The 26,749-nt window shown below is 36.9% G+C and carries 22 protein-coding genes and 4 pseudogenes; 5 read left to right on the forward strand and 21 right to left on the reverse strand.

Annotated features, from left to right (window positions below):
* Positions 1–436: 436 nt before the first annotated feature.
* The 14 genes from OB236_RS22125 to OB236_RS22190 all read right to left on the reverse strand — a co-directional run bounded on the left by OB236_RS22125 (position 437) and on the right by OB236_RS22190 (position 16,683).
* A complete protein-coding gene (locus OB236_RS22125) occupies positions 437–1,069 on the reverse strand; it encodes an Ldh family oxidoreductase (protein WP_317259368.1) in 633 nt (210 codons plus the stop codon).
* Positions 1,070–1,078: 9 nt separating this feature from the next.
* On the reverse strand, positions 1,079–1,471 hold the full coding sequence (locus OB236_RS22130) for a hypothetical protein (protein ID WP_262685942.1): 393 nt from the start codon (positions 1,469–1,471) through the stop codon (positions 1,079–1,081).
* Between the two features lie 321 nt (positions 1,472–1,792).
* Positions 1,793–2,149, reverse strand: a complete 357-nt coding sequence (locus OB236_RS22135; RefSeq protein ID WP_262685943.1) for a hypothetical protein — start codon at positions 2,147–2,149, stop codon at positions 1,793–1,795.
* A 30-nt stretch (positions 2,150–2,179) separates the two neighbouring features.
* Positions 2,180–2,824 carry a hypothetical protein gene (locus OB236_RS22140; RefSeq protein WP_262685944.1) on the reverse strand — a complete coding sequence of 215 codons (645 nt, stop codon included), beginning with the start codon at positions 2,822–2,824 and terminating at the stop codon, positions 2,180–2,182.
* A gap of 236 nt (positions 2,825–3,060) precedes the next feature.
* Positions 3,061–3,303: a TniQ family protein gene (locus OB236_RS22145; protein WP_262685945.1), complete on the reverse strand. Its 243-nt coding sequence runs from the start codon at positions 3,301–3,303 to the stop codon at positions 3,061–3,063.
* A 294-nt stretch (positions 3,304–3,597) separates the two neighbouring features.
* The gene (locus tag OB236_RS22150) at positions 3,598–5,586 is read right to left on the reverse strand and encodes an AAA family ATPase (protein ID WP_262685946.1); all 1,989 of its coding nucleotides are present in this window, start codon (positions 5,584–5,586) and stop codon (positions 3,598–3,600) included.
* A gap of 17 nt (positions 5,587–5,603) precedes the next feature.
* On the reverse strand, positions 5,604–6,134 hold the full coding sequence (locus OB236_RS22155) for a hypothetical protein (protein WP_262685947.1): 531 nt from the start codon (positions 6,132–6,134) through the stop codon (positions 5,604–5,606).
* The gene (locus OB236_RS22160; RefSeq protein WP_317259369.1) at positions 6,115–7,398 is read right to left on the reverse strand and encodes a dsDNA nuclease domain-containing protein; all 1,284 of its coding nucleotides are present in this window, start codon (positions 7,396–7,398) and stop codon (positions 6,115–6,117) included. The genes OB236_RS22155 and OB236_RS22160 overlap by 20 nt, the downstream gene beginning before the upstream one ends.
* Before the next feature lie 1,131 nt (positions 7,399–8,529).
* On the reverse strand, positions 8,530–8,724 hold the full coding sequence (locus OB236_RS22165; protein ID WP_262685948.1) for a hypothetical protein: 195 nt from the start codon (positions 8,722–8,724) through the stop codon (positions 8,530–8,532).
* Positions 8,725–8,971: 247 nt separating this feature from the next.
* A complete protein-coding gene (locus OB236_RS22170; protein ID WP_262685949.1) occupies positions 8,972–11,020 on the reverse strand; it encodes a TniQ family protein in 2,049 nt (682 codons plus the stop codon).
* Between the two features lie 2 nt (positions 11,021–11,022).
* Positions 11,023–12,909, reverse strand: coding sequence for a TniQ family protein (locus OB236_RS22175; RefSeq protein WP_262685950.1), 1,887 nt, complete (start codon positions 12,907–12,909; stop codon positions 11,023–11,025).
* A gap of 3 nt (positions 12,910–12,912) precedes the next feature.
* Positions 12,913–13,842 carry a TniB family NTP-binding protein gene (locus OB236_RS22180; RefSeq protein ID WP_262685951.1) on the reverse strand — a complete coding sequence of 310 codons (930 nt, stop codon included), beginning with the start codon at positions 13,840–13,842 and terminating at the stop codon, positions 12,913–12,915.
* Positions 13,839–15,932, reverse strand: a complete 2,094-nt coding sequence (locus OB236_RS22185; RefSeq protein ID WP_262685952.1) for a transposase family protein — start codon at positions 15,930–15,932, stop codon at positions 13,839–13,841. Before OB236_RS22185 ends, OB236_RS22180 begins: the two co-directional genes overlap by 4 nt.
* Positions 15,904–16,683: a PDDEXK family nuclease gene (locus OB236_RS22190; protein ID WP_262685953.1), complete on the reverse strand. Its 780-nt coding sequence runs from the start codon at positions 16,681–16,683 to the stop codon at positions 15,904–15,906. Before OB236_RS22190 ends, OB236_RS22185 begins: the two co-directional genes overlap by 29 nt.
* Before the next feature lie 495 nt (positions 16,684–17,178).
* Here OB236_RS22190 and OB236_RS22195 point away from each other — a divergent pair, with 495 nt between their 5' ends.
* A complete protein-coding gene (locus OB236_RS22195) occupies positions 17,179–17,895 on the forward strand; it encodes a hypothetical protein (RefSeq protein ID WP_262685954.1) in 717 nt (238 codons plus the stop codon).
* 408 nt (positions 17,896–18,303) lie between these two features.
* Here OB236_RS22195 and OB236_RS22200 read toward each other — a convergent pair whose 3' ends face one another.
* The gene (locus tag OB236_RS22200) at positions 18,304–18,711 is read right to left on the reverse strand and encodes a GNAT family N-acetyltransferase (RefSeq protein WP_262685955.1); all 408 of its coding nucleotides are present in this window, start codon (positions 18,709–18,711) and stop codon (positions 18,304–18,306) included.
* 488 nt (positions 18,712–19,199) lie between these two features.
* Positions 19,200–19,565 carry a transposase gene (locus tag OB236_RS22205; protein WP_262685956.1) on the reverse strand — a complete coding sequence of 122 codons (366 nt, stop codon included), beginning with the start codon at positions 19,563–19,565 and terminating at the stop codon, positions 19,200–19,202.
* A gap of 49 nt (positions 19,566–19,614) precedes the next feature.
* On the opposite strand from OB236_RS22205, the pseudogene OB236_RS22210 reads away from it, so the two are divergent.
* Positions 19,615–20,662, forward strand: a pseudogene (locus OB236_RS22210) (IS630 family transposase).
* Positions 20,663–20,940: 278 nt separating this feature from the next.
* Here the strand turns inward: OB236_RS22210 and OB236_RS22215 are convergent.
* Positions 20,941–21,150, reverse strand: a pseudogene (locus OB236_RS22215) (IS110 family transposase); the annotation flags it as partial.
* Positions 21,151–21,470: 320 nt separating this feature from the next.
* Positions 21,471–22,208: a restriction endonuclease gene (locus OB236_RS22220; protein ID WP_262685957.1), complete on the reverse strand. Its 738-nt coding sequence runs from the start codon at positions 22,206–22,208 to the stop codon at positions 21,471–21,473.
* Between the two features lie 65 nt (positions 22,209–22,273).
* Between OB236_RS22220 and OB236_RS22225 the strand changes: the two are divergent.
* A pseudogene (locus OB236_RS22225) lies at positions 22,274–23,230 on the forward strand (IS630 family transposase).
* Between the two features lie 124 nt (positions 23,231–23,354).
* On the opposite strand, the gene OB236_RS22230 reads toward OB236_RS22225, so the two are convergent.
* The gene (locus OB236_RS22230; RefSeq protein ID WP_262685958.1) at positions 23,355–23,579 is read right to left on the reverse strand and encodes a hypothetical protein; all 225 of its coding nucleotides are present in this window, start codon (positions 23,577–23,579) and stop codon (positions 23,355–23,357) included.
* On the opposite strand from OB236_RS22230, the gene OB236_RS22235 reads away from it, so the two are divergent.
* A complete protein-coding gene (locus tag OB236_RS22235; protein ID WP_262685959.1) occupies positions 23,570–24,265 on the forward strand; it encodes a thermonuclease family protein in 696 nt (231 codons plus the stop codon). The genes OB236_RS22230 and OB236_RS22235 overlap by 10 nt on opposite strands.
* A gap of 115 nt (positions 24,266–24,380) precedes the next feature.
* The gene (locus tag OB236_RS22240; RefSeq protein WP_262685960.1) at positions 24,381–24,998 is read left to right on the forward strand and encodes a hypothetical protein; all 618 of its coding nucleotides are present in this window, start codon (positions 24,381–24,383) and stop codon (positions 24,996–24,998) included.
* 89 nt (positions 24,999–25,087) lie between these two features.
* On the opposite strand, the pseudogene OB236_RS22245 reads toward OB236_RS22240, so the two are convergent.
* Positions 25,088–25,795, reverse strand: a pseudogene (locus OB236_RS22245) (IS6 family transposase).
* 254 nt (positions 25,796–26,049) lie between these two features.
* A complete protein-coding gene (locus tag OB236_RS22250) occupies positions 26,050–26,595 on the reverse strand; it encodes a hypothetical protein (RefSeq protein ID WP_262685961.1) in 546 nt (181 codons plus the stop codon).
* Between the last annotated feature and the right edge of the window lie 154 nt (positions 26,596–26,749).

Consider the following 26,749-nt stretch of genomic DNA (forward strand, 5'->3'; position numbering starts at 1 on the left):
TCCCATTGAAGCTAGAAAAATCCCCTCATAAATATTGTCCAGTTTTATGTTGACAATCCACATTGTAGATTTCATCCCAGTGTACTTTTAGATTATCATCATATATCAGTTCAGGGTCATCATGATTTAAGTGCTTATATAGTGACAACAGTTGACTTATTTCATCATATTGAATCTTCCTAACTATAATACGTTCCTCCATACACTCCACCCTTAAGCTATAATTTTTGGTAGTCGCCAATTAAAATAAGTTTACTCTATGATGGATGGATACGTATATAAAGTTTAATTATTGTGGTATGACTTTTTTACTGTGATTTTCTTCACCTCGTGATATTTGTGGTCATCATGCAAAACTGCCAGTTACTTGAGAAAAGGCAACCGATCCACTTGAGTCCAGCTGCCTTCTCATGTCGTTTTTGAACTCTCGTACCCGTTAGCGTAATGATTCGAAATTCAAATTGATACCTGATCTGTTGCTGACACGAATAATTGATTCTAGTTGACTCTTGGGATATTCGATCCATCCCCTGCTCATTATTTGATTACTTATTTCTAAAGAATTATATCCTGGATAGGTTTTAAACTGCTTCAAATAATCTTGAATTTGTTTGATCATATTAACTGAGCCAAATAATTTTGAATCAAATGCAAATATTACTGCCCCTTCCCCCCAGGGCTTACCTGGTGCATTTTCAAAGAACCCCCCAGTTAATGCACCTGCAATAAACTCCATACCCATTGCTAACCAAAGACCTTTAGTTCCACCTAAGGGCGGAAAAGATCCGCTACTTCGATCCCCTTGGAGAATTTTATACAGTATATTTACGTCCTGAGATGCATCACCGTTTACATCTTGTACAATTCCAGGTGGAAGAATTCCATTGCGGTCAGCATATTCTTTTAGTCCAACCGCTGAGTGAGGGGTGACATGAGCACTCAAAGAACCGTCAAATAAAAAAGGCGGCGTCCCTGGTGCACATATTGCAAGCGGATTATTGCCGATTACATTAAGATCTGTAATGCCTTTATTCAATAGTGGGTTGTTTTGAGTTATTATTAGCCCTATTTGATTTGCTTATAGAATCGGTTTTAAGCCTTCCCCAATGATGTTCGGTTTAGGCACCGCAACGACCCCAATTCCATACGTTTCAGCTATGGATGATGCAAGTAATGCACCTTTCCTCGCGACTTCATCAGGCCAATTTCTATAAGTAGAAAAAACGCGAGCTGAAATTGGTGTAATGTGCTCCGTTGAGACTTCCAATTGTTTAGTCACAATTCCATTATTAATTCTTTCTACAATTGATTCGAGCCGTGCAGTACCTCTTGGAAAATCACCAATAATATCACGATTGATTTGTATTTCTGTCCACGTGTTTACAATATAATCATCTTCCACCCATTTATGTAGAATGCTCTTACACCAATGAGTCATCTCAGAGATACTTATTTTTATTGATTCAGGCATTTATAGTTCCACTCCTTTCGCTTTTTCAAAGTACAAACGAACATCTTTCTGAATACTTTTTTTCCAATTCTATCCTTTCACTTAGCTGCAAGCAATACTTATTTTTATAACATTCCTTCAATTTGCTGCTGACTTTAACGAAATGAAGTTACCGATGGATACTTAACTCAACATTTTTGCCCGTCCTTCGGCAACATCTATCGTATCTTCTTAATAGTACCGTCACTTCACTATACTCCCGTTGAGCGAGCAATTTTTAATCAGGACATACAATAGACTATGGTATCAACCTAAACATCACTATCCAGACCGTTCCGTTTGCTAATTAAACTCATAACTTCTCAATTCTTGTATCAACTGTTGTTTATTTAAATATATCCTTTCAAGTCCAATTTTTTGTGGTTTTATATATGATTGGATATCTGTTTCAAATAAGAACTTGTAATATTCCTTTAAAGTTTTATTTGTTGTTTTAATAAAATATCTTTGTGCATGATACAATTCTATTAATTTAGATTCACCGTTGAAAACTTTACTTTTATTATTAATGAGCTCAAATAGATTATCTACAAAGCTTTTCAAAATAAAGATCCTATGACCTTTTCTAACTGAATGTTCTAGCGCTATTTTTGTCATTGTTGTTATTGATGTTTCTAATCTAAGTGCAGCTTCTCTCACAGTAATATACCCTTGTTTTTTTGCTGCTTCCTATTCGACTTGGTTTCTGTTACTTTTTGGGGATAAATCCCTTTGCTTTTTATAGTTCTCTAAAGACGATATATCTATTAATATTAAGTTTTTAGACGGTCTTAGAACAATTCTGCCTTCCAGTGTACCTTCATTAATTAGAGTTGAAAAATTAATAGATTTGGTTCCCAAGAGTTTACTAGCTTGATATGCACTAATATACTTACTGTTCAAGTTTGCATCTAATATTTTTGGACCACTTCCCCCATCCCAAATATATCGTATGTAATTCTTATACTCTTCTGTAAAAAATCTAAAGCCAGGGATTAGTGATAGTTTATTAATTTCAAAATGAAAACGACCAAAATCTCTTTTCAATCCTGTCAGAAGTTGATTGTTTTTAGGGATTTTTTTGAAGTAATTCAAAAAATCATAAAAAGATTGTGGCCAATTAATAAAAATATTGAAAGCTTCGTTTGTAACTTTATCATAAAATATGAAATCGCTTGATCCAGTGAAAGCAATTCTTCTTTGATAAAAACCACGTGAAATTTTAAACGATAAAAAAATTGTAAGATACACGATTAAATCGAGCTCTAGCTTTTTAAATTCTTCTGAAATTGATTTTCTCCAATTTTGATCAATGGATGATTGTTCAACTTTCATTGAGATCAAATATCCTAAATCAGAACTTTCACATCTAACAATCAAATTGTTTGATAACATGTATCCACATTTACATATTCCACTTAAAATATCTTGAGTTGTTATATATCTGTTACAATTATTGCATCTACACATTAATAAACAATTATGGATATGACATCTTGTATCAATATTTAAATCGCAAATTTTTCTATAGTATATATTCTCTTTTAAACATAATGGACAGTACTGTTTTTTTATATTGACAAGCCATCCAATACGATCTGATCAATTCCTGTGATGTCAGCAAGAATCGATGTGTCAATTTTTTCATTTCCCAGTTGAAATCCATGTGTACGTATTTTGCTTAGATTTATTCCTAGCGACTCATATATCCAAGCCTTATCAAGATTATTGACATCAGCTAATCTATAAATATAACTAATCAAACTTTCATCATGATAAACATTGGGTACAACTACCACTTTACTTTTATTCATAAGTTCCTCAGCTCCGTTATTTTTACGATTATAATAAAAAAGGCAAACGATCAATGTTGTCGTTTGCCTTGTGCACTTTAATATAATTTGTCACAAAAACCCCCGTATATCGGGGGTTTTCTTAGTACAATCTGGCAATCTGCGTAGTCAAATTTGTCATAACTCCGGGATTTTTTAGTATAAAATGTCCTCAATGATGTAAGATAATACTCGGCTAAACAGTTTACCCTTTTCTAAATACATTTTACCTGAAATGAATATTATTATAAATTAATATCCATCACAATAGAAAATTTAATGCCCGCGATAATATTGAATCAATGGTGGATTCTCTGGGTCATCCGGTGTCATATGAGTTACCTTAAAATTATCTTTTATTTTAAAATAATCCTCATATGGTGTCCCCACAGGACTAAAAAATTCTTTATCTATAATAATTAATTGCTTGTCGCTGAGTTCACTGGAATACAATTTATAAATAAGATGATAAAAACCTTCAAAAATATCTTTATTTTCACGTTCGCTAATATTCTTCATAGGTGTATCAATTAGCAAAAATGACGGTAAAGCAATGTGTTTCCTAGCTGCAAGACGATGAATAGCCAATATATAACAACATTTGTATATCGTCTTCTTTCCTCCACTACCCAAGTTAGCAAATTCAGTAGTGAACAGTTCATCTTCACCGAATCTCGTAATCCTTGGAATAAAATCAGTAGTGCTTATCTCAAGATAATCATCTATATTAATACCTGGAAAACCTACCAAAGCTAGATTCTCTAGAAATAAACTTTTTAGTTCATCTAAATTACCTCGATCCATTTCAGCATTATGTCTTGCATATTCCAGTTCATTCTTAAGTCTTATTTCAGTAACTCCTAGTTCCTCTACTTCTTTGTACAATTGAGCAATCTTCATCGGTAATGGTAGCAAATTCAATAATTCCTGTTTTCTACCCTCAAGAACACCCGTTTGTCTTTCCAAATCTCTTGCTTCTGCTAAGTAGGCTGAATCATAATCTCGTTCTAATTCATTAATCTTTATATCTGTTATTGACTTTTCTTGAGCAATATATAATCTTTCCCGTTCTATAACTTCTAGTTGCCTTTCTAATTTGTGAATAGATTCTTTAAGTTCAGACTGACGATTCCTTAAATCAGCTTGTATAATTTCCGCTTCGTTTTTATTTATTTCATTAGAATAATCTTGCAAGCATAGTTTACAAACATTTTCTTTGTTAATTCTATTTTGAATTTCTTGCCCACACTGTGGACAATTACAGTAATCTATTCCTCTAAGTAGATTCTGAGCAATAGTAGATCTACTTACTTTTAAAGCAGCAACATTAAATTCATTGTGTAGTTTCTTTCTTCTAATGATTTGCTCCGTCAAATCATTATGCGCTTTAAATAGCTGATCTAAATTTTTAGACTGTTGCATTGCTCTTTGTTTATGCTCATCCAAAATATGTACGTTCTCTCTTATTAAATTATCCCTCAAATGTAAAGCATCTAATTTCATACTTTCTAACTCTAATTCTAAATTTTGAAGTTCAAATTCTATCTCTGTTGTCTCTGCAATATTGTTTTCTCTTAAAAAACTTTGAATTCGATCAGCTGTTTCGTGCAACGTAGACTTTCTTCGCCTTACATCAAAAAGTTCAGTTTCAAGTTGAGCAACCGTTTCTTGATGGAAGCCTAGAAGCAAACGCATTACATCTCGACTTTTCAGTTTTTTAAACTCGTGCTCATCTCTACCCAAATGAAAGAAGGAACTATCAATTTGATCTTGATCTAGGTAGCAGTACCACATCAAATCTCTAAAACTTAATCTAATCAACTCAGTGTCGTCTTTAATTTTACTTTTTCTAACTTTAGGTGGTTGCATCTCAGATAAAAAGAATAGTAAATCAGATAATGTTTGTATTGAGGTATTGGGAATGATGGGTTTCGAATCTGCACTTGCCTTTGTAGGTACGATTACATTTAATGATTCTGCAGAATTTTGTAAAATCCAAGTCACATTTATCTGATTAGAACCTTTGTCACGTGATAAAACTACAAATTTTTGCTTAATGATTAAATTTAGATCTGCTCCAATAAATTCTTGCTGTAAGGCAGGGGTCTCAACCAACTCATTCCCTAAACAAAAATCGATTAATCTAAGTATTGTTGACTTTCCTGCACCCATTTTCCCATAGAAATAAGTTACTGAACTGGAAAAATCAACACTAAAATTTTCTTTTCGACATCTTACACTTAAGTTCGTTATACGAATGTCCATTTAATAAACTCCTTGCCCTAGCTCAAAGTTAATTCAGTAAGTACTTCTGACATTAAATTGTCTATTTTTAACGTTGAAAGACTTGCTATATTAGTTTTCAATGCTTTACTTTGCTTAATCATACTAGAAAATTCAGTGATAATATTTAATTTCAGAAAGAGTTCATTTCCATTTTCTGTAAGACATATATCTAAATATTTTTCTCTGCGCTGCCACGTAATTAGGCACTTAGCACTTAAGACAACTAGTAATCTTCTGAAGTCACCACTCCACGGACTATAACGAAACGCTAACATGTTTGTCTCTATGTTATTCTTTTCAGCTTCTGTTATATTTACCTCTTTTATTTTGTTAAGAATAGTGAGAGCCTTTTCAAGTGCGGATGGATACCGCAATAAAAAATCTAATTTAGCTAATCTCGTCAATTCAATAGTCGTTTTATCTTGCTTCTTTCCAATTAGTGTGTGAAGTAAAATTAATATCCTTATTACATGTAGCTCGTCACGCTCGTCTAAACTTATTACTTTTTCAATCAGTGACATTGACATTTTTCAACCAACCTCCGGGTGGCTCCTTACTAAAAGACACTTTACATTCATTAGTGAGTATCCCGACTAGCCCCTTCAAAATTTCATATGGGCAATCAAACACATCTTTAGTTCTGTTAAATGCCACATCTTTCAAACGGTCTTCAATGGAATGTAGCATCTCAGATCCGTATGGAGCTTCTTCTTTCTTGTTTCTTGACTTGGCCTCTATTGACTGGTTTTGAACAATTTTTTTGATTTGATTAAACTCTTTGAGATATCCTTGGCGATCTTCGACCTTAAAACTATTTGTTAGAAAGTAATCTTCAGAATTAGCACGCAAGTCTTCCATAATCTCTATTTCTTCCATATCAATAAACCCTGATGACATTTTATACATCATTAGTTGACTGGACTTTGCAGGTGATATGTCATTTACTTCCGACCTAGCACTTAGAAATACGTTTGCATTTAGATTCTCGTGAACAATTTTTTCTACAGTTTGTTTAGTAATCCGCTTTGCATTAATTTCTTCAGCAGCAACACATGCTTCTCCTCTTGATAAAACAGCATAATCGTTTATTGCTCTTTCTAACAACTTCGATGAAGCCAAATAAATTTTTTCGCACATTCTTCTATGTAAGATTCGTAATTTTTCAACACTTGCTCCAGTACATTCTGGAAGCTTTCCTATGTGGTCGTTAATAATTTTCGCATCTATGTCATCTAGTCCAGGACCAACTAAAGTTTCGGTTTTTTTCAATGTTTTTATAACATTTTCTATTGAAACACCTGTTTCTTCGACTAATTCATCAACAAATTTAGATAAATCACGCGGCTTCATTTCCTGAGAAGACTTATTCCGTACCTGTTCCAGAAGATTAATGAGACTTTTTCCAGTATCATCGTCTCTAAAAGGACAGTTAGAAATAATTATAAACTTGGAAAACGAATCTATAAACTCCAAATCCAATTTAATAAATCTTAAAAGACTTCCTTTTATTGCAGCGTCTCTTAGCTCAAAAGGTCCATCTGAAAGCTGCTTTGTTTTAATTTGCCAGCCGTCATACGTACCATCTTCTCTGACTGCTAAAATGTCTTCATGATGTTCGCAGTATAGTTCTTTATACGGAATATTCCCTGCAAACATTTGTATAGACACTAGCACTGTAAATGTATGCTGATACCTAAATCTCTTCTGTGTCTCGTCGCCTGGATCATTTGATAAAACGTTTATTGGTAAATGAGTTTGTGGTTTGTTGTCTTCATTCTTATTTATCAGAATCTATGCCCCCAATTAATATGCAATTAGTTTCTAGAAAAAAGGAAATAGTTCAATATATGATCTGAAAATTTTATCAATTACGACAATTACTCATGCTTATTATAACAGACATGAAATGTCGAATGTTGGAAAATTTTACTTTGTAATCATTATACAATAATCAGATCTATCATCGTAATAACAACTAAGCTTTATGAAAAAATGTTATTTTATAGATTTACTGAAAATATTGTTTTATATAAAAAATCTATAAGTTTGATTTATCAATTTATTTTATTAGCTGGGTGGCCTTGCACATCTGCACATCTATCAGATTTGTGAAATTACAATTAAATTCAACGGAATAGATGTCACCGAACAGTTTAGAATTCAGAATGCAAGATCAGCACTGCGGTATGTCCTTACTAAGTAAGACTTACTGAGGAAGTCTTATGAAATCTTCATACTTAGTCAAATTAATGATATTTCGAAAATTCCTACTGATAATCAACAGCACTCTTTGAATCACTATGAATTTCCGCAATGATGTAGACGTACATAGTTGCTTCATGTCATCATTTTTTGTTGTTATAGTAATATACATTTCACGCGACGTATTAGCGGTCTAAAATAGTTTAGAAGCGCAGGTATTCAGGATCTTCAACGTACTCACTTTCACTTAACGCAGAAGATATTCTGATCACCTCTGAGTCAGCAAAACCTAAATTCAAAAGGGGGAGGATTCGAACGTTCATTCGTAGGGAGGATGTATGTCGGCTCAAGCTATGAAACAGGAGATGCATAAATAAGGGTATTCTACAGAGATTCACTCAGGATATCGGGTTGAAGGAATAACAACTGAGGAAATCATATTGGTATGTTGATTCCCTAGGGGCTGGCACCTAAAGAAATGATAAGACAATACGAAGACGCCCAAGGGGATTATTATCTAATCCCTTTGGGCTAAGTCTCCTTTTCATAAAATATCCAACCGCCACAAAACTGACCACCTAACGGTCAGTTCATTTGTTTCAACTAAAAAATAAAAATCTTTTTTATATGCCCAACAGTGCTGGCAACCTGTCAATATTTAGTATTATCACAATAATGCATTATATAACTAAGGATTTTTCAATTTACTTTTTTCAATAACTAATCTATCTCAATATCAATTGAATGGCGCCTGTCTTCATGCATATTATACATTCGATTAATTCTTAAAGCGTGCTGCAAACCCTTAAGTTCACCTTGCAGCAAATGGTTTTTTTTATCGTTTTGAAGTTTCACTTCAATATCAGATACATTTTTCCCTAAGTACTCAACAAGAACGTCGAGCTCTTTTTCCATGACAATCCCTCACAAATTCTTTAGATTATTCAGACTAAGAGGTTTTATGACCGTAATATCTACTATTGTATATTGAGTAGTATTTTCTCTTTCTTGGACCAACCTGAAAATGTCCTAGTGAAACATTACCAGAAATAATTGGAATTATTTAGAACCGGCCCGTATGCATTTCTTGTTACATGGAGATGGGCTCTTATTTGTTAAACAGAATTAACTTCTTACACACTTTTATATGTGCAAGATTGAATTAAACAGCGCTATATTCTTTTATTACTTCATTAATGAGTGCTTTGATTTTACTATATCCCTTGACATGTGGCCTTTCAATACCAACTTTCTGAGCAACGTTTGTTACATTTAAAGGCTCTCGTTTGATAACCTCTTGAACGGCTGCCTTGACCTCCTCCCTCTTGTTTTCCCATGCCCTTTTCTGGAAAATTTCATTATGAGTGTTCACCTTCCCATTTATATAATTCAACAAGCCTGGATATTTATTCTTTATATAATCCCTTTGATGACCTAAGGTTTTAAATACTTCTTTTAATAATAGGGGCTCTGAATCTTTAGCATTTAGTATAAAGTGATCCACCTTACCTCTTAGTTTTTTCTCCTCTTGGTGAAGATGAAGAGACTTCTGCTTAGATTTGGCCTGTTCAATGATATTAGATAATCCATGGGCTCTTAGTGTACTCTCGGAACATTCTAAAGCTGCTGCTGTCTGCTCGTAAGAAAGTCTTAACTCCGAACGAATCAGTTCCTGAAGCACTTGATTGGCTTTTTTCTCTATAGCATTAAATTTCGCAATTGGCTTTTTCAAATTTGACTGCTTGTTCAGAAAGAATCTTTGAACTGTATCATTTGCATAAAAATAGCTATATTCCGTCAAACTCCAACCGAATCTTTCTTTGTACTTTTTAAAGCGCTTCTCAGGAAATGTAGTTATATCACATTGTACCATTTCAAATAGCTCTGCTAAATTGCCCGGTGTAACATCAGGCTTATAATCATTTTCAATCGAAGGGTCAAGCAAGTTTCGGAATGCAAGATACCCTATGATCTCACTTACTTTATAAAAATTAATTTCGAGTTGTCGAGATATTTCTATCTTGGATAATCCTTTATTGGCTAACTTCCTTACCATTTTAACATTTTCAATTCTGTTATCAACCTCGTTCCACATTTGGTTGTCTGGGCGATAAGCATATCGTAGAAAACAGCTAATACACACATAATAATTTGGATACCTTAAATTTGCACGACGTGGCTCTACTCTCTTTTTTATCAGAATCATAGATTGTTTTTTCCGATATTCTTTACACCATGGGGCTAAACAAAAGCCAGAAGCTTCGTTTTTCTTCTCAGCATATATCGTGTTAACAAAGCTTAGCGGCACTTCCAATTCTGCAAATTGTTCAATATTCAGCTGCCTTGTTCGAATGATAGTAACAATTAGTTGTAGCGTTACCTTTTTTACGGCTCTGTTTCCACGTACAAAAGAAGTCAGGCTCTTAGCAATAGGGTTGCTTATCCCTATTTGCTTACTGCGGTCATAAATTTCAGAAAAACCTTGAGCCACATAAAGAAGCTTGATGGCAAGAGATTGTTCCATGGAGAAAGTTGTCACCCTTTTCGTTAATACCTTCTTAGGGTCTAAAAAAAAGCTCCACAAATGGTAAAGTTGCGACTGTTCGTTCAAAACCTCTAATTCTGTTATTCGAGATGAACATTCAGTTAACCAGCCTCTGCAATCGCTATGAGGACAACGTCGAAGTCGAAGCACGTTGTCATGGTAAAGAATGGTTTGTTTACAATGTGGACATGAATTTTGAAGTTCTACCTTATGCTCCAGACACATCCGAAAGCCTTTAATTTGCCATAACAAGTTGAATCCTTTTTCATTGTTTAAACACAATGGACAATATTTACGATAGTTTTTTACTATTTCTTTCTGAATCATAACCATTGCTCTAACATAATCAGCATATGGATTATCAAAGAATTTGTGGTACAATGGAAAAAATGTTAGATTTTGAAGCTGTTCTGTAGAACACTTAGTTAATTCTGATAATCGTTCAAAATGAATTGTTGCGAAATCATAATCCAATTTATATATTTGTTTCTGGCGAAGTGTAAACTTAGAGCCGCAATGAAACGACTTCCAAATAAATACTTCCCCTCTCCCCAAACTTGCACATATCTCAAATAAATAAGAGGAAAGAGAATTTCCTGTTGTAATTGGAATCCTGATATCAAGCTTCTCTAGTTCTGCTACTTGCAATCGTGTGTTTTTTGTCATGGCTACGAAGCTCTGCCTTTAATTAGAGCCTCAACTTGCTCCCTTCTCAGTATATAATGTTGAAATCTCCGATTAGCAACGTCCTGCAATTTCCCCTCTTTAATCCATTTCCTTAGCTGGTAGGAAGAAATGGCGTACCGAATAACTGCTTGTTCGATGCTAATATATTGGCTCATGAATTGCTCAATTCTACTAAGTTGGTAGTAGTAACGTTTCTTACCATTTTTTAATGTAATTATTTGATCAGGCGGTAGAAGTTCATTTTCCGCCATGGCATGCATCGTGTTCTCTCCCACATTCAGCTTTCCCATGACATCCTGCATAGATAAGCCTTTTTCAAGCATTCGACGTTCCTTAAACACTACTATTAAATTTTCAATTTCTAGCTGATCATAATAGACATCAGACATATTCCCGTCATGTTTATAATGATAAGGATGTAATTTACCTTTACATGTAAGCTCCAGTAAATCAGTTACTTTTAACCCATTCACCGATTGTTGGATTAACAATTTATGGAACTGAATCCCTACTTCTAGACCTGTTCGCATCAGGCCGCGGCAGCGAGTCAGTAGACTATATACGTCTTCCTTACAAAGTCGTGGTGTTCGAAATAAATCACTTTTGTAATTTTCTAGCAAGTTCGCATTTATTATTTTGTCCACTGAGCACGTCTGGACGCCTAATATTAGGGAAGCTTCTTTCTTAGAAATATACTTTTCTTGTATAGTTTTTATTTGCTTTACCTCATCACGCTTCACAAGATGGCGGATATAATCCCCTTTCCGATAGCTACTAAATTGTAAATGACTACCCTGAAATTTCCGAATCCGATCGAGTCCTATACCAAAACTCGCTTTAACTTGCTCTTTAGGCAAGTATGTTGTACGCTCGAGCAAATTCTTATTTGATTTAAATATAGATAGATCCTTTCGAACAATTCCTTCGTTATATTTCTCAATCCAATATGACTCATAGAACGACTTAATCTCGCTGTAGGGGCAAGATTTAAATAGTTCTTCAAAATGCCCTTTCTGCTCATACAGCAACGAACGTTCTTTAAGTAAATGCGCATCTAACACTTGATAAAAATTCACTGGAAAGTTGGTGTACATCCAATGAACATTGGCTATTGCTCTTAAATGTGATTCCATATTGGTAGTTCTACTTGCTCTGTTATGAAATATCTGGATTCGAACTTGGTTATCACTATTAACAAAGTTCTTCATTCCCTCTAACAGATAAAACGAATATATGGCCAAAATAAAATATTCAACGAAATTTAATTTAAACGATGATTTCTCATCATTGTTAAATTCTGTAATCCTAGTTTGATAATCGATTTGAGAAGGTAAGAAAGCTTTTACAATTCTTCTTTCTTCATCGGATAGTTCCAAGAGTGTAAATTTAGCATAGCACCCCAGACAACGTCCCTTCACAAGAGAAGCTAACGAAATTTTCTTGTTACAAGAAGGACATTCCTCGATTAATATTCGCTGATGCTCTATACATAATCCAACATGACGATAACTCCAAATGGTTCTATGATGCTGTATATCTTGAATGCAGACAGGACAGTACCTTACATATTTTGTAAGAAAAGCCTTTGAGAAGAAAGGCCCCAGTAGATCTAAGCTTTTATTCAAAGACATCATCGAGATCAACACCTCTAGACTGACTCCAGATAGTTGGGATAACTTTCGATATGCGTCTTCACCAAGAATATTCCCATCGATTTCCTTTAGTGAAATTCCAAGCCTTTTTGCAAAACCTTTAATGTGAAGCAACCCATTATCGTAAGCTAGCCTATGTATAAAGCCTCCAAGGCTCTCCCCTTCTATGACTGGTGTACGAACAGAGAATTGCTCTTGACTAATATTTTCTTTCATACACTAGTCCTCCATCCTAGTAATCCTCTCTAGATCTTTTTCATTTAATTGACCTAAGACTCTCTCACGAGCCTCTATCAGAACATCTGCATCAAATTTATCAAGCACTGAAAAAGTATCAAATTGTGGTCGGAAAATACCTAAAATCTTAAATGACTCTCTGATGATAGGTTTTAACCAACCCATTAGTCCACCGCTTAATTCGTAAAGCAGCTCGCCGATATCCGGATCTGTCAACCTTAAGGGAACTTCGGGTGCAAGCTGAGTCTCAATTTTGCTAAGTAACTCAAAAAACTGCTCGTCACATTGTTTGAACCAGGGCAAAGTTGTTTGTGGAAACCGTCCAATCAATTGATCATTTAGTGTTCGAAGTTGTTCAATAGCGGGTGTTCCGACGCATACAAGGCATACATCTGATTCATTGGTAACATCCTTAATAAGTTCCATAGCAGCTTTTTTATTTGTGTATGTATTAGCTAGTAAGTAATCCATCTCATCGATGATTAACATCTCAACTTTATGTATCTGCAATAAATAAAAAGCTTGTGTTTTTATAAAATCGACTTTCTCGTTACTTTGAAAGGCTGGTTGTCCTACCGCCTTTACGATATTGTTGTAGAACGCAGCTGCAGTAAAGGGAACTGGGAGCCTCATAAAGGCCACAGGTTTCACATCGATTTCTCTACCTTTAGGATCTATATAAATGGACTTTGGATAACGTTTCACATACCTCTTCATGGCTTGTGTCTTACCTACCCTCGGCTTACCAGTAATGAATAGGTTAATTTGTGATTCATCAGAATCAAGTTCAACCCCAAGGGAACGATACAATCTCCTTGTATCAAGCATTTCCCATATGACTTGTACATCTGGATGTTCGATATACAGATTAACAATTCGCTTCTGAAATTCTTTGAATTTGGGGTCTATCATGATCCGGCATCTCCGTTTCTGCGCTGCTCCCTTGTATGATTAACCTTATTTCTCAATTCTTCAATGCGACTGCTTTTAGAGGAAGGTTGAACAACTGCTTGAGTTTGTGGCACGGGTCCTGGAGCCAGATGAAAGCCAGCCTTTAGCGCCTTTTGTCGGACATTTTTGTTACTTTTAATCATCTCTTTCATTTTTTCTTGAAGCTGTCTTTTCCCTGCAATAATATCCTTTGCACCCGGAATTTGATCCTTATTGATTATTCCCTTAGCACGAAGATCTTTAAGTATTAACTTGTAAGTTTTTTGGTTCATCCTTTGTAGTTCAGCTGCCGGCGGCAGTTGTGCCGGTACCTCTATATATGTTTTTGAATCCGTATCCAGTAAATAAATTTTTGAAATGTCCTCAATGTCATACTTGACAATATAATTCTTTCGCTGCCTGCTAATAAACTTTGAAGTTTCATTAGAAGCATAATATACATTACTTTCACGGATCCCATCTCTGGTATAAGATTTCTTCCTTGTTGGGAGAAGTTCCATTCTAAAATAGTCTTCATATTCCCTCGGAACAAATTGAACATCACCGCGGATCTCAAGCCCATGATAGTACATTGTAGCAGGTGTTGGATATTCGAGCGGAAGTGCTTCATGAGAAGTGTGGTGATATACATCAACAATATAGCCAGTGAGGAGTTCAATAATATTTTCTAATGTAAAAATGGCTTCGGTTTCCGCATCATATTCTCCTAAATCCTTCGGGTTGCTCTTACGGGTCCCCGGCAAATTATGAATATAATGATTCAAGGTTTTTACAAGCCGTTCAATTGTCGCTCCATAATGCGGTGTTCTGCCAGGGCGATACATGACTTCTGCTTCAAGAGTTTCGGTTATCATTCTCTGAACATCTTGACTCTTAAAATCAGAACCGTTGTCCATATAGATAATAGCGGGTATACCCTGAATGTCCCAATCATTCTGCGTACCATACCTCTCTTTGGCATCCTTGAAGAAGATACCAAATTCAATAGCTTTTCGGACCTTATTTGCAGACGGGGCTTCAAATGAAATATGCATGCACCATATCTTACGACTGAAGACATCAATGCCGAGCGTGATCCAAGGACGTCCTAGATTAACCCCGCTTTCGCCGTCAATAATATCCATGTCTAGTCTAGTATGATCTAATTCAATGATATGTAGAGGTGTTTGAGCAAATGTGTTTGAAAAACCACGAGCGACTGGATCGTAAACTTCCGAGGCTGCTGTTCCTTCTCTCATACGATCCTTAATTTGCGGGTTCAGTTCCTTCTTAAGTATATGATATACGGTGTCGTACCCCAAAGGTTTGAGTTTCTTTGAATCACACTTTACTGCAATAATGTGTTCGACTAGATAAGAAATACTGACTTTACGTTTTTTCAAATAATGATTCTCAATAGCATCTTTAAGAATTGACCCATATGCCTCGTCCAGCCGAAGATAGAGGACGTCTAAAACAAAGTCTTTGTTACTTGGATGACATATCTCAACCATTGTCGTATCTTTTCGAACAGCAGGATTCACATAGCTTTTTCTGACTAGACCATTCATCCCGTTTTCGTTATATGACCTTAGATATCGTTTTAATTGTCGGGGAGATAATTTATTCTCATCTTGCTCGTGTATACGTTTTAATAGTGTTTCCTTTGAAATATCGAGGATCGTCTCATTTTCCCTAAGATAACACTTAAACAGTCCATGAAACGTAATATTTGCAAGTAGATCTCCTTCTTTCACTTTCTCATACAGAATGACAGGTTTTATCTTTTCATAGCGCGAGGATACCAGATCCCGAACATTTGGAGTCAATGTATCTAGTACGGCAAGATGACGTTTTTGCTCCTTTTTCATTTCCTTGATGACATTCTTTTTAGTAGTATTAATAAGTTCAAAAGTAGGATCTTTAAACAAGGAAGCTAAAGTGATTTCTCTTGCCTGATGTTTTCCATCCGTCCGCAAAATTTTGACATTCGGAGGATCAAGCGAAAATATGACATGCTTGATACCTTGCAACATAAATTCATCATCTAGTCGAAGCGTTAGTGATATCATATGCATCTCCTTCAATATGGAATAAATCCAGAAATTGTTCAGAACAAGAGCCAGCTCGAATTATACTTTTTTCTGTAATTCGAGATCGAACATTAGTCTGAAGCTCTCCCTTAAAAATGAGATGGTAGATACACGGGAGGATAGACCGAAAATCAGCCTGGGCGGAAAATCCCCTCGCTAGTTCCAAAATGGACGTTTCATGGATATATTTCATTTTATTTCTGATTTCAGGTATCCATCTATCCGATCCAAACCTAAGATTGTCATATTTTTTTAGTAACCTAATGTTAAATTGTATTGCTTCCTCTAAAGTCTTTGGAAAGGCCATGCTATAGTTCCAACCACGGGATTTTGCATATTCATGACAAAATGAATTTATATAACTGTAATCTTTTTGCTCGCTTTGATTACCTCCCTTAATTTGAAATAAGAAAGGCTTATACCCATGCCGAAATGCAAGAACATCAGGAACATGCATCCATTCTGAGAGATCGCACGCATCATTCAACTCACGGATAGGAACCTCAACTGGTTGTTCGTAATATCGAACGATCAATGGGTCCATCTCTAGAATGTAATAAAATAAACATTCACCCCATAAAGACTCATAACCAACTTTTTTTCTGTTCATCTTCTGACTAATGAGAAATCCAGTTATATGACGAAAATAACGACTTCCTTTGTTATTTACATTTCGTTTCGGGACAAATTCGACATCTTCTTCAATCCACGACTTAGTTCTCCAATCCATTTGCGTCTCCCCCAACCCATTTTTTGAATAAATTGTGTTAATACATATTCGTCTAGTGATTCATTCCTTTACTCTAACCAATTTGATTTAAAATCTTCCTCTTTCTTTTCCATCGCTAAGCTAAAAATTTGGTGTGTATCTTCATCTGCCCCAAACATCACACAAGGTCTGTGTGCTTGGAGCCATTACGTAAAAGTCTAACTTCGCACAATTCAAAATAACGCCTTGGACAGATGCTGCAATAGATAAATTAATTGTACTTCTCATGATAGACTCCTCATTAATAAATATTTCTTAATTCTTCTTAATTGTACTTATTCTTGCCAAATCTAGTAATCTATAAACCTTGTATATTAACGTCAAAATAAAGTCACGATGATGACCATTATAGTCACGTTTTATTTAAAATATATCCTATGCCTATTTTGTTTATTTGTCAATCCCATAAATTTGGGTATAATGTAATTGAAACGGCTTGGAAAAGAGGGATTACCCGTGCGTTATGCCCAGTTATTAAGTAACTATATAAAAAAGAGTGGACTGAATTTAGCTGAGATTTCTACCCTCTTGAAGCAGAAAGGTATCACAATCGATCGATCCTACATTAGCAAATTAAAATCTGGTACCAAGCCACCAGCCTCCGAAGATATTACGAGAGCTTTGGCAGAAGTAACTGGTGGTGATCCTGACACCCTAGTAAACGTTGGAACAACGGACAAAGCCCCAGAGGAAATAAAGCAATTTATTGCCAACATAGAAAATCTGTTGTGGGATACAATTGATTATATTGTGACTAAAGGGGATATTAGCCAACTTCTTGAACTCATTTCTCGAATAGAGCAAGCGAATCTCAGTTCAACTTACGTTGGGATTCTAACCAATAAAGAAGAAAGATTTAATTTTGGCGCCATTGCCGAACGTTTATCCATTTTTGAAATCTACGGTAGAGATACTTTCAGTCTGACGGATAAACTTAATTTGTTTAATGTCGTGCTGCGGTTTTACAAAGATTTTAATGAAACACCAATTGAAAAGATCCTTTCTGAGAAAGACCTCCAAATCCATACAATATTTGGTCCAATGAAATTACCCACAACAAGTATTAACATGATGATCACAAATGGGAGAAAAGAATCGTTAACCGAAGATGAGGGGGAATTCTTACAACGCAGCTTGGAGGTATATAGATTACAGAAAGCAAAGTGGGGCTAACTCCTCGTTAACATAGTTTATAGCTAAAATCCATCCGCAGCAGTTCTTTTCCGAGCGGTGCATTTTCGAGCAGTTTATAAGTGATGCCATCTGCACATGAAACGCCCATATATTCAGCTCATGATTGAGATAATGTTCTTGTCAACCGACAAAAGACAAGAACATTATCTCCGTCCCTTTAGTTATTATGGCTGTGTGTCAGACCACCAAAAAACTTCTAATGCAACAAAAAGTGTATTCAATCGTTATTGCCATTAAACTGCCCGTTAACGTAGTGGAGGCTGCCGATCGTGCTGGCAGCCTCGTCCTGTTGTTATTGTGTTAACGTTCCCCGTTAGTTGCGGAATTCTTGTATCCTCTTTCCCTGCTCTATTCGATCAGAGAAAATTCCCTCAGTATATTCATTAATCACTTTATTCCAAAATAACTGTTCGGGAACATTTTCTCCATTTGTAACACTTTCCAATGTCCCTTATGTACACCAAATATTTTTATGGCTACTTCTTTACCAAACCCTAATCTTCGATATTTCTTCATTATGAAAAACTCTGCAATTGAAAAATGAGGTTCTTTATCTTCAATATCGATGTATCTAACCAATACAAATCCTACATGTTTCCCCTCATGTTTAATTAAATAAGGAAGTCGATTATTTTCATCAACCCAATAATCGTCTAAATATGGATATTTTCCATACAATCCATTTTCTTTAACATCATAATCTATAAATTCGGAAAAATCATAGAAATAAAATTGCATTAAACTTTGAAGTATCTCTTTCTCTTCTTTGGGGACTTTGACTATCAGGAGGTCCACTGTAAATGCACCTTCTTTCTTTATTCATTTTTCTTAAGGTAATGCTAACACTTACCATAAACATGCAGAAGATAAAAATCAGTTATTATTAAATTCTACTGCCCGTCCCTCGGTTTTAAGGGTTTATCTCACTTTTACTCACTCATTCGCAAGATTCCGTTGCCCTGATAACAGTTGTCGTCCAGAAAGTAAGCTTATCAAACTCCATCGTTGTAATTTTTGATATGCGGGAACAGAAGAAAGGCTTTGGAACTTTTCTCCAATTGCTGTTATTCTGCACGCATACTCCACTTTCTCCTTGGTGTTCACCATCCCATGGCTCGACGGGTCTATGCCCTTACATTCCTACGTTACACCTGACCAAGGCGTGGAGACCGATAGCGTTTAGCGGACGGGTCAAAAGCCCTTGCCGGGCAGTAACTCGGTTTTCCGTGCTTTCTTTTTAAAATCCTGCGAATGAGTCAATCCACTTGATTGTGTGGTTCTACTTAAGCAGCTTGCATAAATACTGGAGCAGCTATTTCATGAGAAAAAGTTTCTCCCTTATGAACAATACTAATTATAATTCTTGCTAGTTTTCCAAGCAGTTTAAATATAGACTGTTGCTTCTTCATATGCTTGACTTGAACATTATTTTCTGACATGCTTTCAGCTAAATTCAGGCCAGCTTTACGCAATAATTGACGCCCATGTGCGTATTGTTTTAGATCACCGGCTCCTGAAAGAATAGCTGCAGTACAGATTGAGCCTAGTCCCTTAATAGAACGGAGCTGGTCGGCTATAGGAATTTCGCTTAGCAATTCTTGTATATTCTTTTCTATCCTATCTATATAAGTTGAACTAAAGGAATTCATTTCCACATCGTCGAATAAAGAACTACAACCTAAAAGTGACGGTGAAATGATGGAAACGACACCAACGTATATTGAGATTGAATCCTTGATGAAAAAAGAAAAAGATCGGCGCATGTTCGAGCGGTACCAAACCATTTATCTGCATTTGAAAGGTAAAAATACGCTAAAGATTTCAGAGATTATCGGCAGAACGGAACGAACGGTCTATAAATTTTTGCGTGCCTATCGCGAGGCTGGTGTAGTTGGACTGCAAATAAACTATTCAACAGGAGCTCCTGAGCGACTGACGAAGGAACAGCAAGATCAACTGAAGCAGACTATCGTATCTTCCGTTCCCCATGAAGTCGGTTTTCTTAGCAAATATAGTTGGACCCTCTATCTCATTGGCGAATATATCCAGCGAGAATTCGGTCCTACCTACTCACTGCGTGGCATTTCAAAAATGGCGCACCGACTTGGGCTCAGCTACACCAAACCCACCTATACGCTAGCTGCGGCGGATGAAGCCAAGCAACAAGTCTTCACAGAAGTGACTTTTCCTACTTTGAAAAAAGATTAATGGATGAGGAAATCGCTCACTTGCTCTTCGAAGATGAGTCGATGATCCGCGATTACCAAGCGCTTCAGCATACGTGGTTTCTCAAAGGCAAGCAACGTGTCATCCAGACAACAGGCATAAGCTATTAGCGGTTCTGAACTATGCTACAGGCCACATTCTTTGGAAAGAAGATGAACAGTATGATGCGGTGACGTTCCTGTCCTTCCTTCAAAGCGTAATTGAAGCGTACCCTCAAGGAAAGATCGTCATGGTGCTGGATAATGCCCGTATTCATCATGCCAAGTTGCTTCAACCTTTTTTGGAGAAACACAAAAAGAGTCTTGAATTGGTTTTCTTACCGCCATATAGTCCGAAGTTGAACCTGGTCGAAGGACTTTGGAAATGGCTGAAGGCAGATGTCATTAACAATGTGTTTTTTCATTCTGTTACTGAGATCCGTAAGAAAGTTTCCGCATTTATGAAGAACATAGCTCTCGATGCTCAGACGATTATTGATCGTCTATGTCTTCGCTTGGAAACCAACCAACTTCCTGAATAATTTTAGTTCAACTTATATAGTATCTCAGAATTCCTTTCAAACTCTTGTAATAGTCGCTCCAAATCCTGCTTCGCTTCATTAGCAGCAAGTCGTATCGCCTACACTTTTCTTAGCTTGAGAAATGAGCTGTGCAGCTTTCTGCATGCCCGTAGAACCACCGGCTCGCTGCATATGCTCTTTCCAACTTGTTATTACATCTGAGACCGATAATGACTCGACATCCTGGGGAAAAGGGAATTCCCTAAGTGTAGCCATGGAACGTTTTGCAGGTCCAAACTTTAAACACAGAAAAATAACTCAGGAAAGTGAATGTCTATCCAACGGATGATTCGGTTCTGTAGCCGCACACTGTTCGTTACCCAGTATTCCCGATCACTCATAATTGTTCGCAACCTTTGAAAGACAACGGCCTGTCGTGAGTACTCATAATAGAAGCCTCGGCTGATCACGTCAGCAATAACAAGCGCACCTTTAGGATCATTTTTAGATTGGCAATTATCGCGGTTCTCCTTGTTTCATTTAGTGGTGGCTGGGTTCACCATAACCACGCTTATACCCATATTAGAGAGCCAATTTGCCAAGTTTATTCCGTAATGTCCTGTCGGCTCCATACCAATAATGAGCCTCTTTAAAGAGTATTTCTGTTGTATTCCCTCAACCCATAGCACTAATAGAAGCTTGCTAACGGGCCTGCTGCCGCTGGGGTTCAGATGGACGGATTCACAACGCAAATTACCGCTACTGGAAATATTTCTTGAACTACAAATCAAAAAGCCCTGGATCCCGAAGGATGAGGGCTCGAATACTTTTACATTGCTTTAGTATGCCTGCACTTAGGGTAGGAGCTGCATCCTAAAAAATCACCTTTAGAACCCTTGCGTAAAACCATTGCACTTCCACATTTGGAACATGTTATTCCTGCAGGCGGTATTTCCTGATCGATTTTCAGAGTACTCGGTTTTGGGCCAGCAGCTGAATTCATTTTTAAAATAAACTCAATTAGTCCTTCACGGCTGATCAGCCAGACGTTGTTAGATTTAGCCAACACTTGGGCAGCATCAGTGTAGTCGCTGTTGGCAATGACCCAAGCCTCAGAAGCCTTGTAATGAGCTATAGCACCAACAACCTCTTGCACCGCTTTAATTCCGACATTGCTTTTAAAACGTTTAGCTTGGACAACAATTGTTTTTCCTGCTTTGCCAATCACGAGATCGGCCCCATAATCTCCACTAGCTTGCGTCACCTTTACTTCACAGTTGTGTTTTTTGAACAGTTCACCAAGGTAAAGTTCAAACTCTCTTCCGTCCATCTTATCGATATCTCCAATACCAGAACGCCTGAGTTTTTCCTTATAGTTCATCTTACGGATAATCATTGCAACTGTTACGGCGACAAAAGCTACGGCCACAACGCCAAAAGAGGTGGATAGCGATTTAGTTAAGTAATATGTTCCGAAAAATGCCCCAAAAGTGGATAACCCGAAAACCCCATTGATAAATTTATCTTCTTGCTTTGCTTTACTTTTTCGTCTATATAAAACGCACATGAAAAACTTACCAAGCCATCAAATGGTAAATAATGAGTAAGACAATCCCAAAAGTAGCGTTAAACATGAGTACAAGTGAAATCAATACGCTGAATAAAGCCATGAAAGAAACCAACGACAAACCCCTGTATGAACGTTATCTGGCCGTGCGTCTGCACCTGGAAGGACACAGCTTTGCTGAAATCAGCCGTCTTTTGGGTCTGGTCCGCCAAACCATTAGCCTCTATTGGCAGGACTATCAAGAAAAGAGTCTGGAAGGTCTACTCATGAAGCATTCGCTTGGAAAGCCGCCTAGATTGAACGAAGAACAGCTCGGACAGCTGGCTGAATTATTGATCAACAAGCAGCCCGCAGATGTAGGCTTTGAAGCACGCTACACTTGGACACTGCCGCTGATTGCTTCATGGATTGAGCGTGAGTTTAACATTATCTATAGCGTTCGTGGCGTCAGCAAAGTTCTGAAGCGGTCGGGTTTCAGCTTCACCAAGGCAACCTATACCCTTTTGCTAAGGCAGATTTGGAGGCCCAAACCGCCTTTCGAGACGTGACGTTTCCCGAGTTGAAGCGCAAACTTGAGGAGGGTGCCATTGACCATCTGCTGTTTGAAGATGAAGGTTGAAGGTGCCAAGTTGTTCGGCGCGATCAACTACGAGACAGGTCAGGTTCATCATCGGGAAGAAGAGATGGCGGACCTGGCGGCATGGATTCGTTTCCTTTCCGATTTGCTGAAATCTTATCCAGCAGGAAAGATCGTTATGATTCTGGACAATAGCCGAATCCATCAAGCCGCGGGCCTTCGGGCCTTTTTACAGGAACATCCACGTCTGCAGCTTGTTTTTCTTCCGCCCTACAGTCCTGAATTAAACCTAATGGAAGGGGTTTGGAAATGGCTGAAGAGCGACGTCATCAACAATGTGTTTTTCAGCAAATTCTATCGCATTCGCCTTCATGTCACGGCCTTCATGAAACGACTCAACAAGCACCCTATGCAAACCATTGATCGGTTGCTTGTTCGGTTATAATCTTAAGTGCGTTTTATATAGCCATACAATGTTTCCTTTCTTATTTCAGATATATATTTCGACAATATGGTATAAATCCCCTTATTTATCCAATTATGAAAAGTTATCTTAACAAGGTATGGTACTATATTCCTATATTTGGTATAGTTGGGTTTGATATATTGTGCCAAAATACCCCAACCTTCGGGAATGACAAGTGAGGAATATTTTTAATGAAAAGGTTAATCGTACTTGCAGCATTTATTGCTATTTTATCAGGATGTGGACAATCGAATCCTACGACAAAAAAATAACCTGTGAATCCTGTGGCAACCACAGCAACTTCAACTGCAGCACAAATTGCAGTCAATACCCCCCCCCAGCCTGCCGCGCCCGCAAACAACAAAAAAACTCATCGATGCCAAGGTTAATCGGGCCGTTGACGGCGATACTCTTGAAGTGACAATCAACGGGAAGAAAGAAACCGTTAGAATGATCCTTGTTGATACGCCTGAAACTAAAAAACCGAATACTCCTGTGCAACCGTTTGGTCCAGAGGCGTCTACTTTTACGAAGGAAACGCTAGAAGGTAAGGACGTGAAGCTCGAGCGCGATGTTTCTGTGCGAGATCAGTATAAGCGCCTCCTCTACTACGTTTACATAGGTGACAAAATGTTTAATGAAATGTTGCTAGAAAAAGGATTTGCTAGAGTTGCTGTATTCCCTCCTGACGTTAAATATGTGGATCAATTCAGAGAAATACAGAAGAAGGCTCAAGAGGCTAAGCTTGGCATTTGGAGCTTTGAAAACTATGCAACAGATAAAGGTTTTGATGACAGCAAGGCAAAAAAAGATATCCCGATTGATATGAATGCAAAATTTGAAACTCACAAGTCTGCTCCAGCCGTTAAGCCTAAAGAAACTTCTGCTGCGAGTAACATACATTACAACAACTGTACGGAAGTAAAGAAAGCTGGCAAAGCCCCCTTACACCGCGGCGATCCTGGTTACAGCAGCAAGTTGGACCGAGATGGTGACGGAATAGTTTGTGAGTAACTTATACTTTATTGGGTTGTACCATGTAAAGTACTGCAAGGGAAAAAGTTGATTTTACAAAAGATAGACGCCATTGATAGTTTTTTAGTGTTTATTACAATTCGGAGGTTACATTATGATTCGTCGCATTTTAGCTGTAATCGTTGCTGTATTCCTTGGGGGTTTGGTTACTTATTATTATGGAACAGTGGCGAATCCAGATTATGATCCAACTCTTGCAGAAGGTTTAAGCAATCCTCTTCTTCAAGGTGAATTAAGGAATTGGGTTATAAAGGTGTCTCAACCAACTATACATACACCATTTTTTTGGGGTGGAATTCTCATTACGCCATTACTCTTCGTTACATTTCTACGCCTTTTTAAAGATAAACCTATTGAACTATATTTGGATCAAAGGCAAAAAGCTAAACTTCTAATCTTTGTATACGTCATTGTTTTAACTCTGTTCCTTGCTTGGAATGCCATGGATATTATTGCTTTTGACTTTAATCCAAAATATGATTCTTCTTATCATAGTCAAGCAAAAGAAACTTTACGTACGTCAATGTCTCCAGGAGAATTAAAGAAGGTATCTCCTAGTGTTTATAATTCCGTATGGGGTGGATCTGACATGAAATATGTAGTTAACGGTTTCTTCTGGATTAGTCTTTTAGCCACTCCATTTTTGTTTGTAGGTATAAAAAAATGGATGTCTTGGGGTATTAGAATAGAGAAGAAAGAAAGAATAATGTAAGGAAAATTTTTTTGACCTACACAAGCGAAAAAAAGGGTTGTGGTGCAAGAATTAAAAAATACAGAAATTACCCAATAAATTGTAATTACCTATGCCACAATACCAAATATTATATGGAGCCATTCAACAGCAGAGGGGACAGACGAATTATTTTCGGCCTGCCCTTTCCTAATCATATGCATGGCCTCGATTCCCTTTAACGTCTGTTCTGCAGTTAGAAATGATTTGAAACCAAGCATCGGTTTTGTGATTTTTTTTATGAATCGATGATCTTGCTCGACAATGTTGTTTAGATACTTGGTCTGTCTAATCAAGGTTTCTTTAGGTAAGGCTTTTTCATTTATTAATTCTAGTATGGCTCGTGGATATGCCGGGTTCTTATTCAAAGTGATCACACGAGGTAATTGATTATGTGGAGAGGATAAAGACTTTGTAAAGAAACGCTTTGCTGCTGACATATCACGATTTTCAGATAACATTTTCCCCATAGAATCAACGGCCCGATATAAATACTTCCATTGACCTTTGACTTTGATGTAGGTTTCGTCCGTGCGCCACGAATCGTTTGAGGGTTCAAATAGCTGCGGATTCGTTTATCTATTTCGAGCCAAATTCACTGACCCATCTTATGATTGTTGTATGGGATATCTTTAAACCCCGCTCGCTCATCATTTCTATGATGTCTCGATAGCTTAACTATATTTCAAATACCATCTCACGGTAAGTAAAATAATTGTTGATTCATATTGCTTCCATTTAAATAAATCCAATTTGGTTTCCAAAGTAAATTGCTCCATCCCATGACTTCATTATCACTTACGTTATCATGAATTAGAGCTTTGCACCACAACCGGTATCTTTGATTATTTTCAATAGTTGCACCAAAACCAAAAGAAAGGCCTTTGAAGCTGTTATTAATCAAGGTGTATTTAGCTTTGATCTTAACGGTGATGTGCAAGAAATTAAAGCAGGAGAATGCTATCATTTATTAGAGCTATGCACATATCCTCGTTTGTTTCAGAGTTATGTAGGCCATCTTCGTACCGATAATCTATAATCCCGCTCTCTTTGAAAGGTGAGCGTCAAATAGCCCCCACCTATCAGTCAGATGGGAGCGAGTGTATGATGAATAAAGATTAGCTGAGACGTCTTTAAATTTGATGATGTAAGAGCCCGCTACTGTAGCTGCGTCATCGCTTAAATTTGATTTCCACTCCGAAATACTCTGTGTAGCCGCAAAAGTAGGAGAAATAAGTGCAAAGATTAAGACAATGCTGAGTAAAATGATAAGATTCTTTTTCGCATAGTGACCTCCAACAATAATTTTCATTAAGCCCCGGCTAATTCCTGAAAAGAACATTATTTTACTGCTTCGCCAATTGTATTCCAGCTGCAAATGCGTTACCACTTGCTCCAGTATCATCACAACACAAACTACGAGTTTTACGGTCGAGGGATTTGTAGTAAAGGTAAAGCTTTCGTGTTCCCACTTATTTGGAGTTGATGAAGCGATATTATTACCATCCACAATTAGGTGATTCGATGCGTCCAACTCTATCCAATCTATATAATCTATATAATCAACTCCCGTGTTCAAACTATTACTTATCCATCCACTTAAGCTTATCCAGCTATTCAATGTAATTGAGTAGTTACCGTAACTGTTGCATAAGAATAAGTACTTCCATTGTCAAACACCCAGATACCTATCGTTTCACTTCCGTTACTGCTTCCACCTACATACCTTACAT

Source organism: Paenibacillus baimaensis (assembly GCF_025567575.1).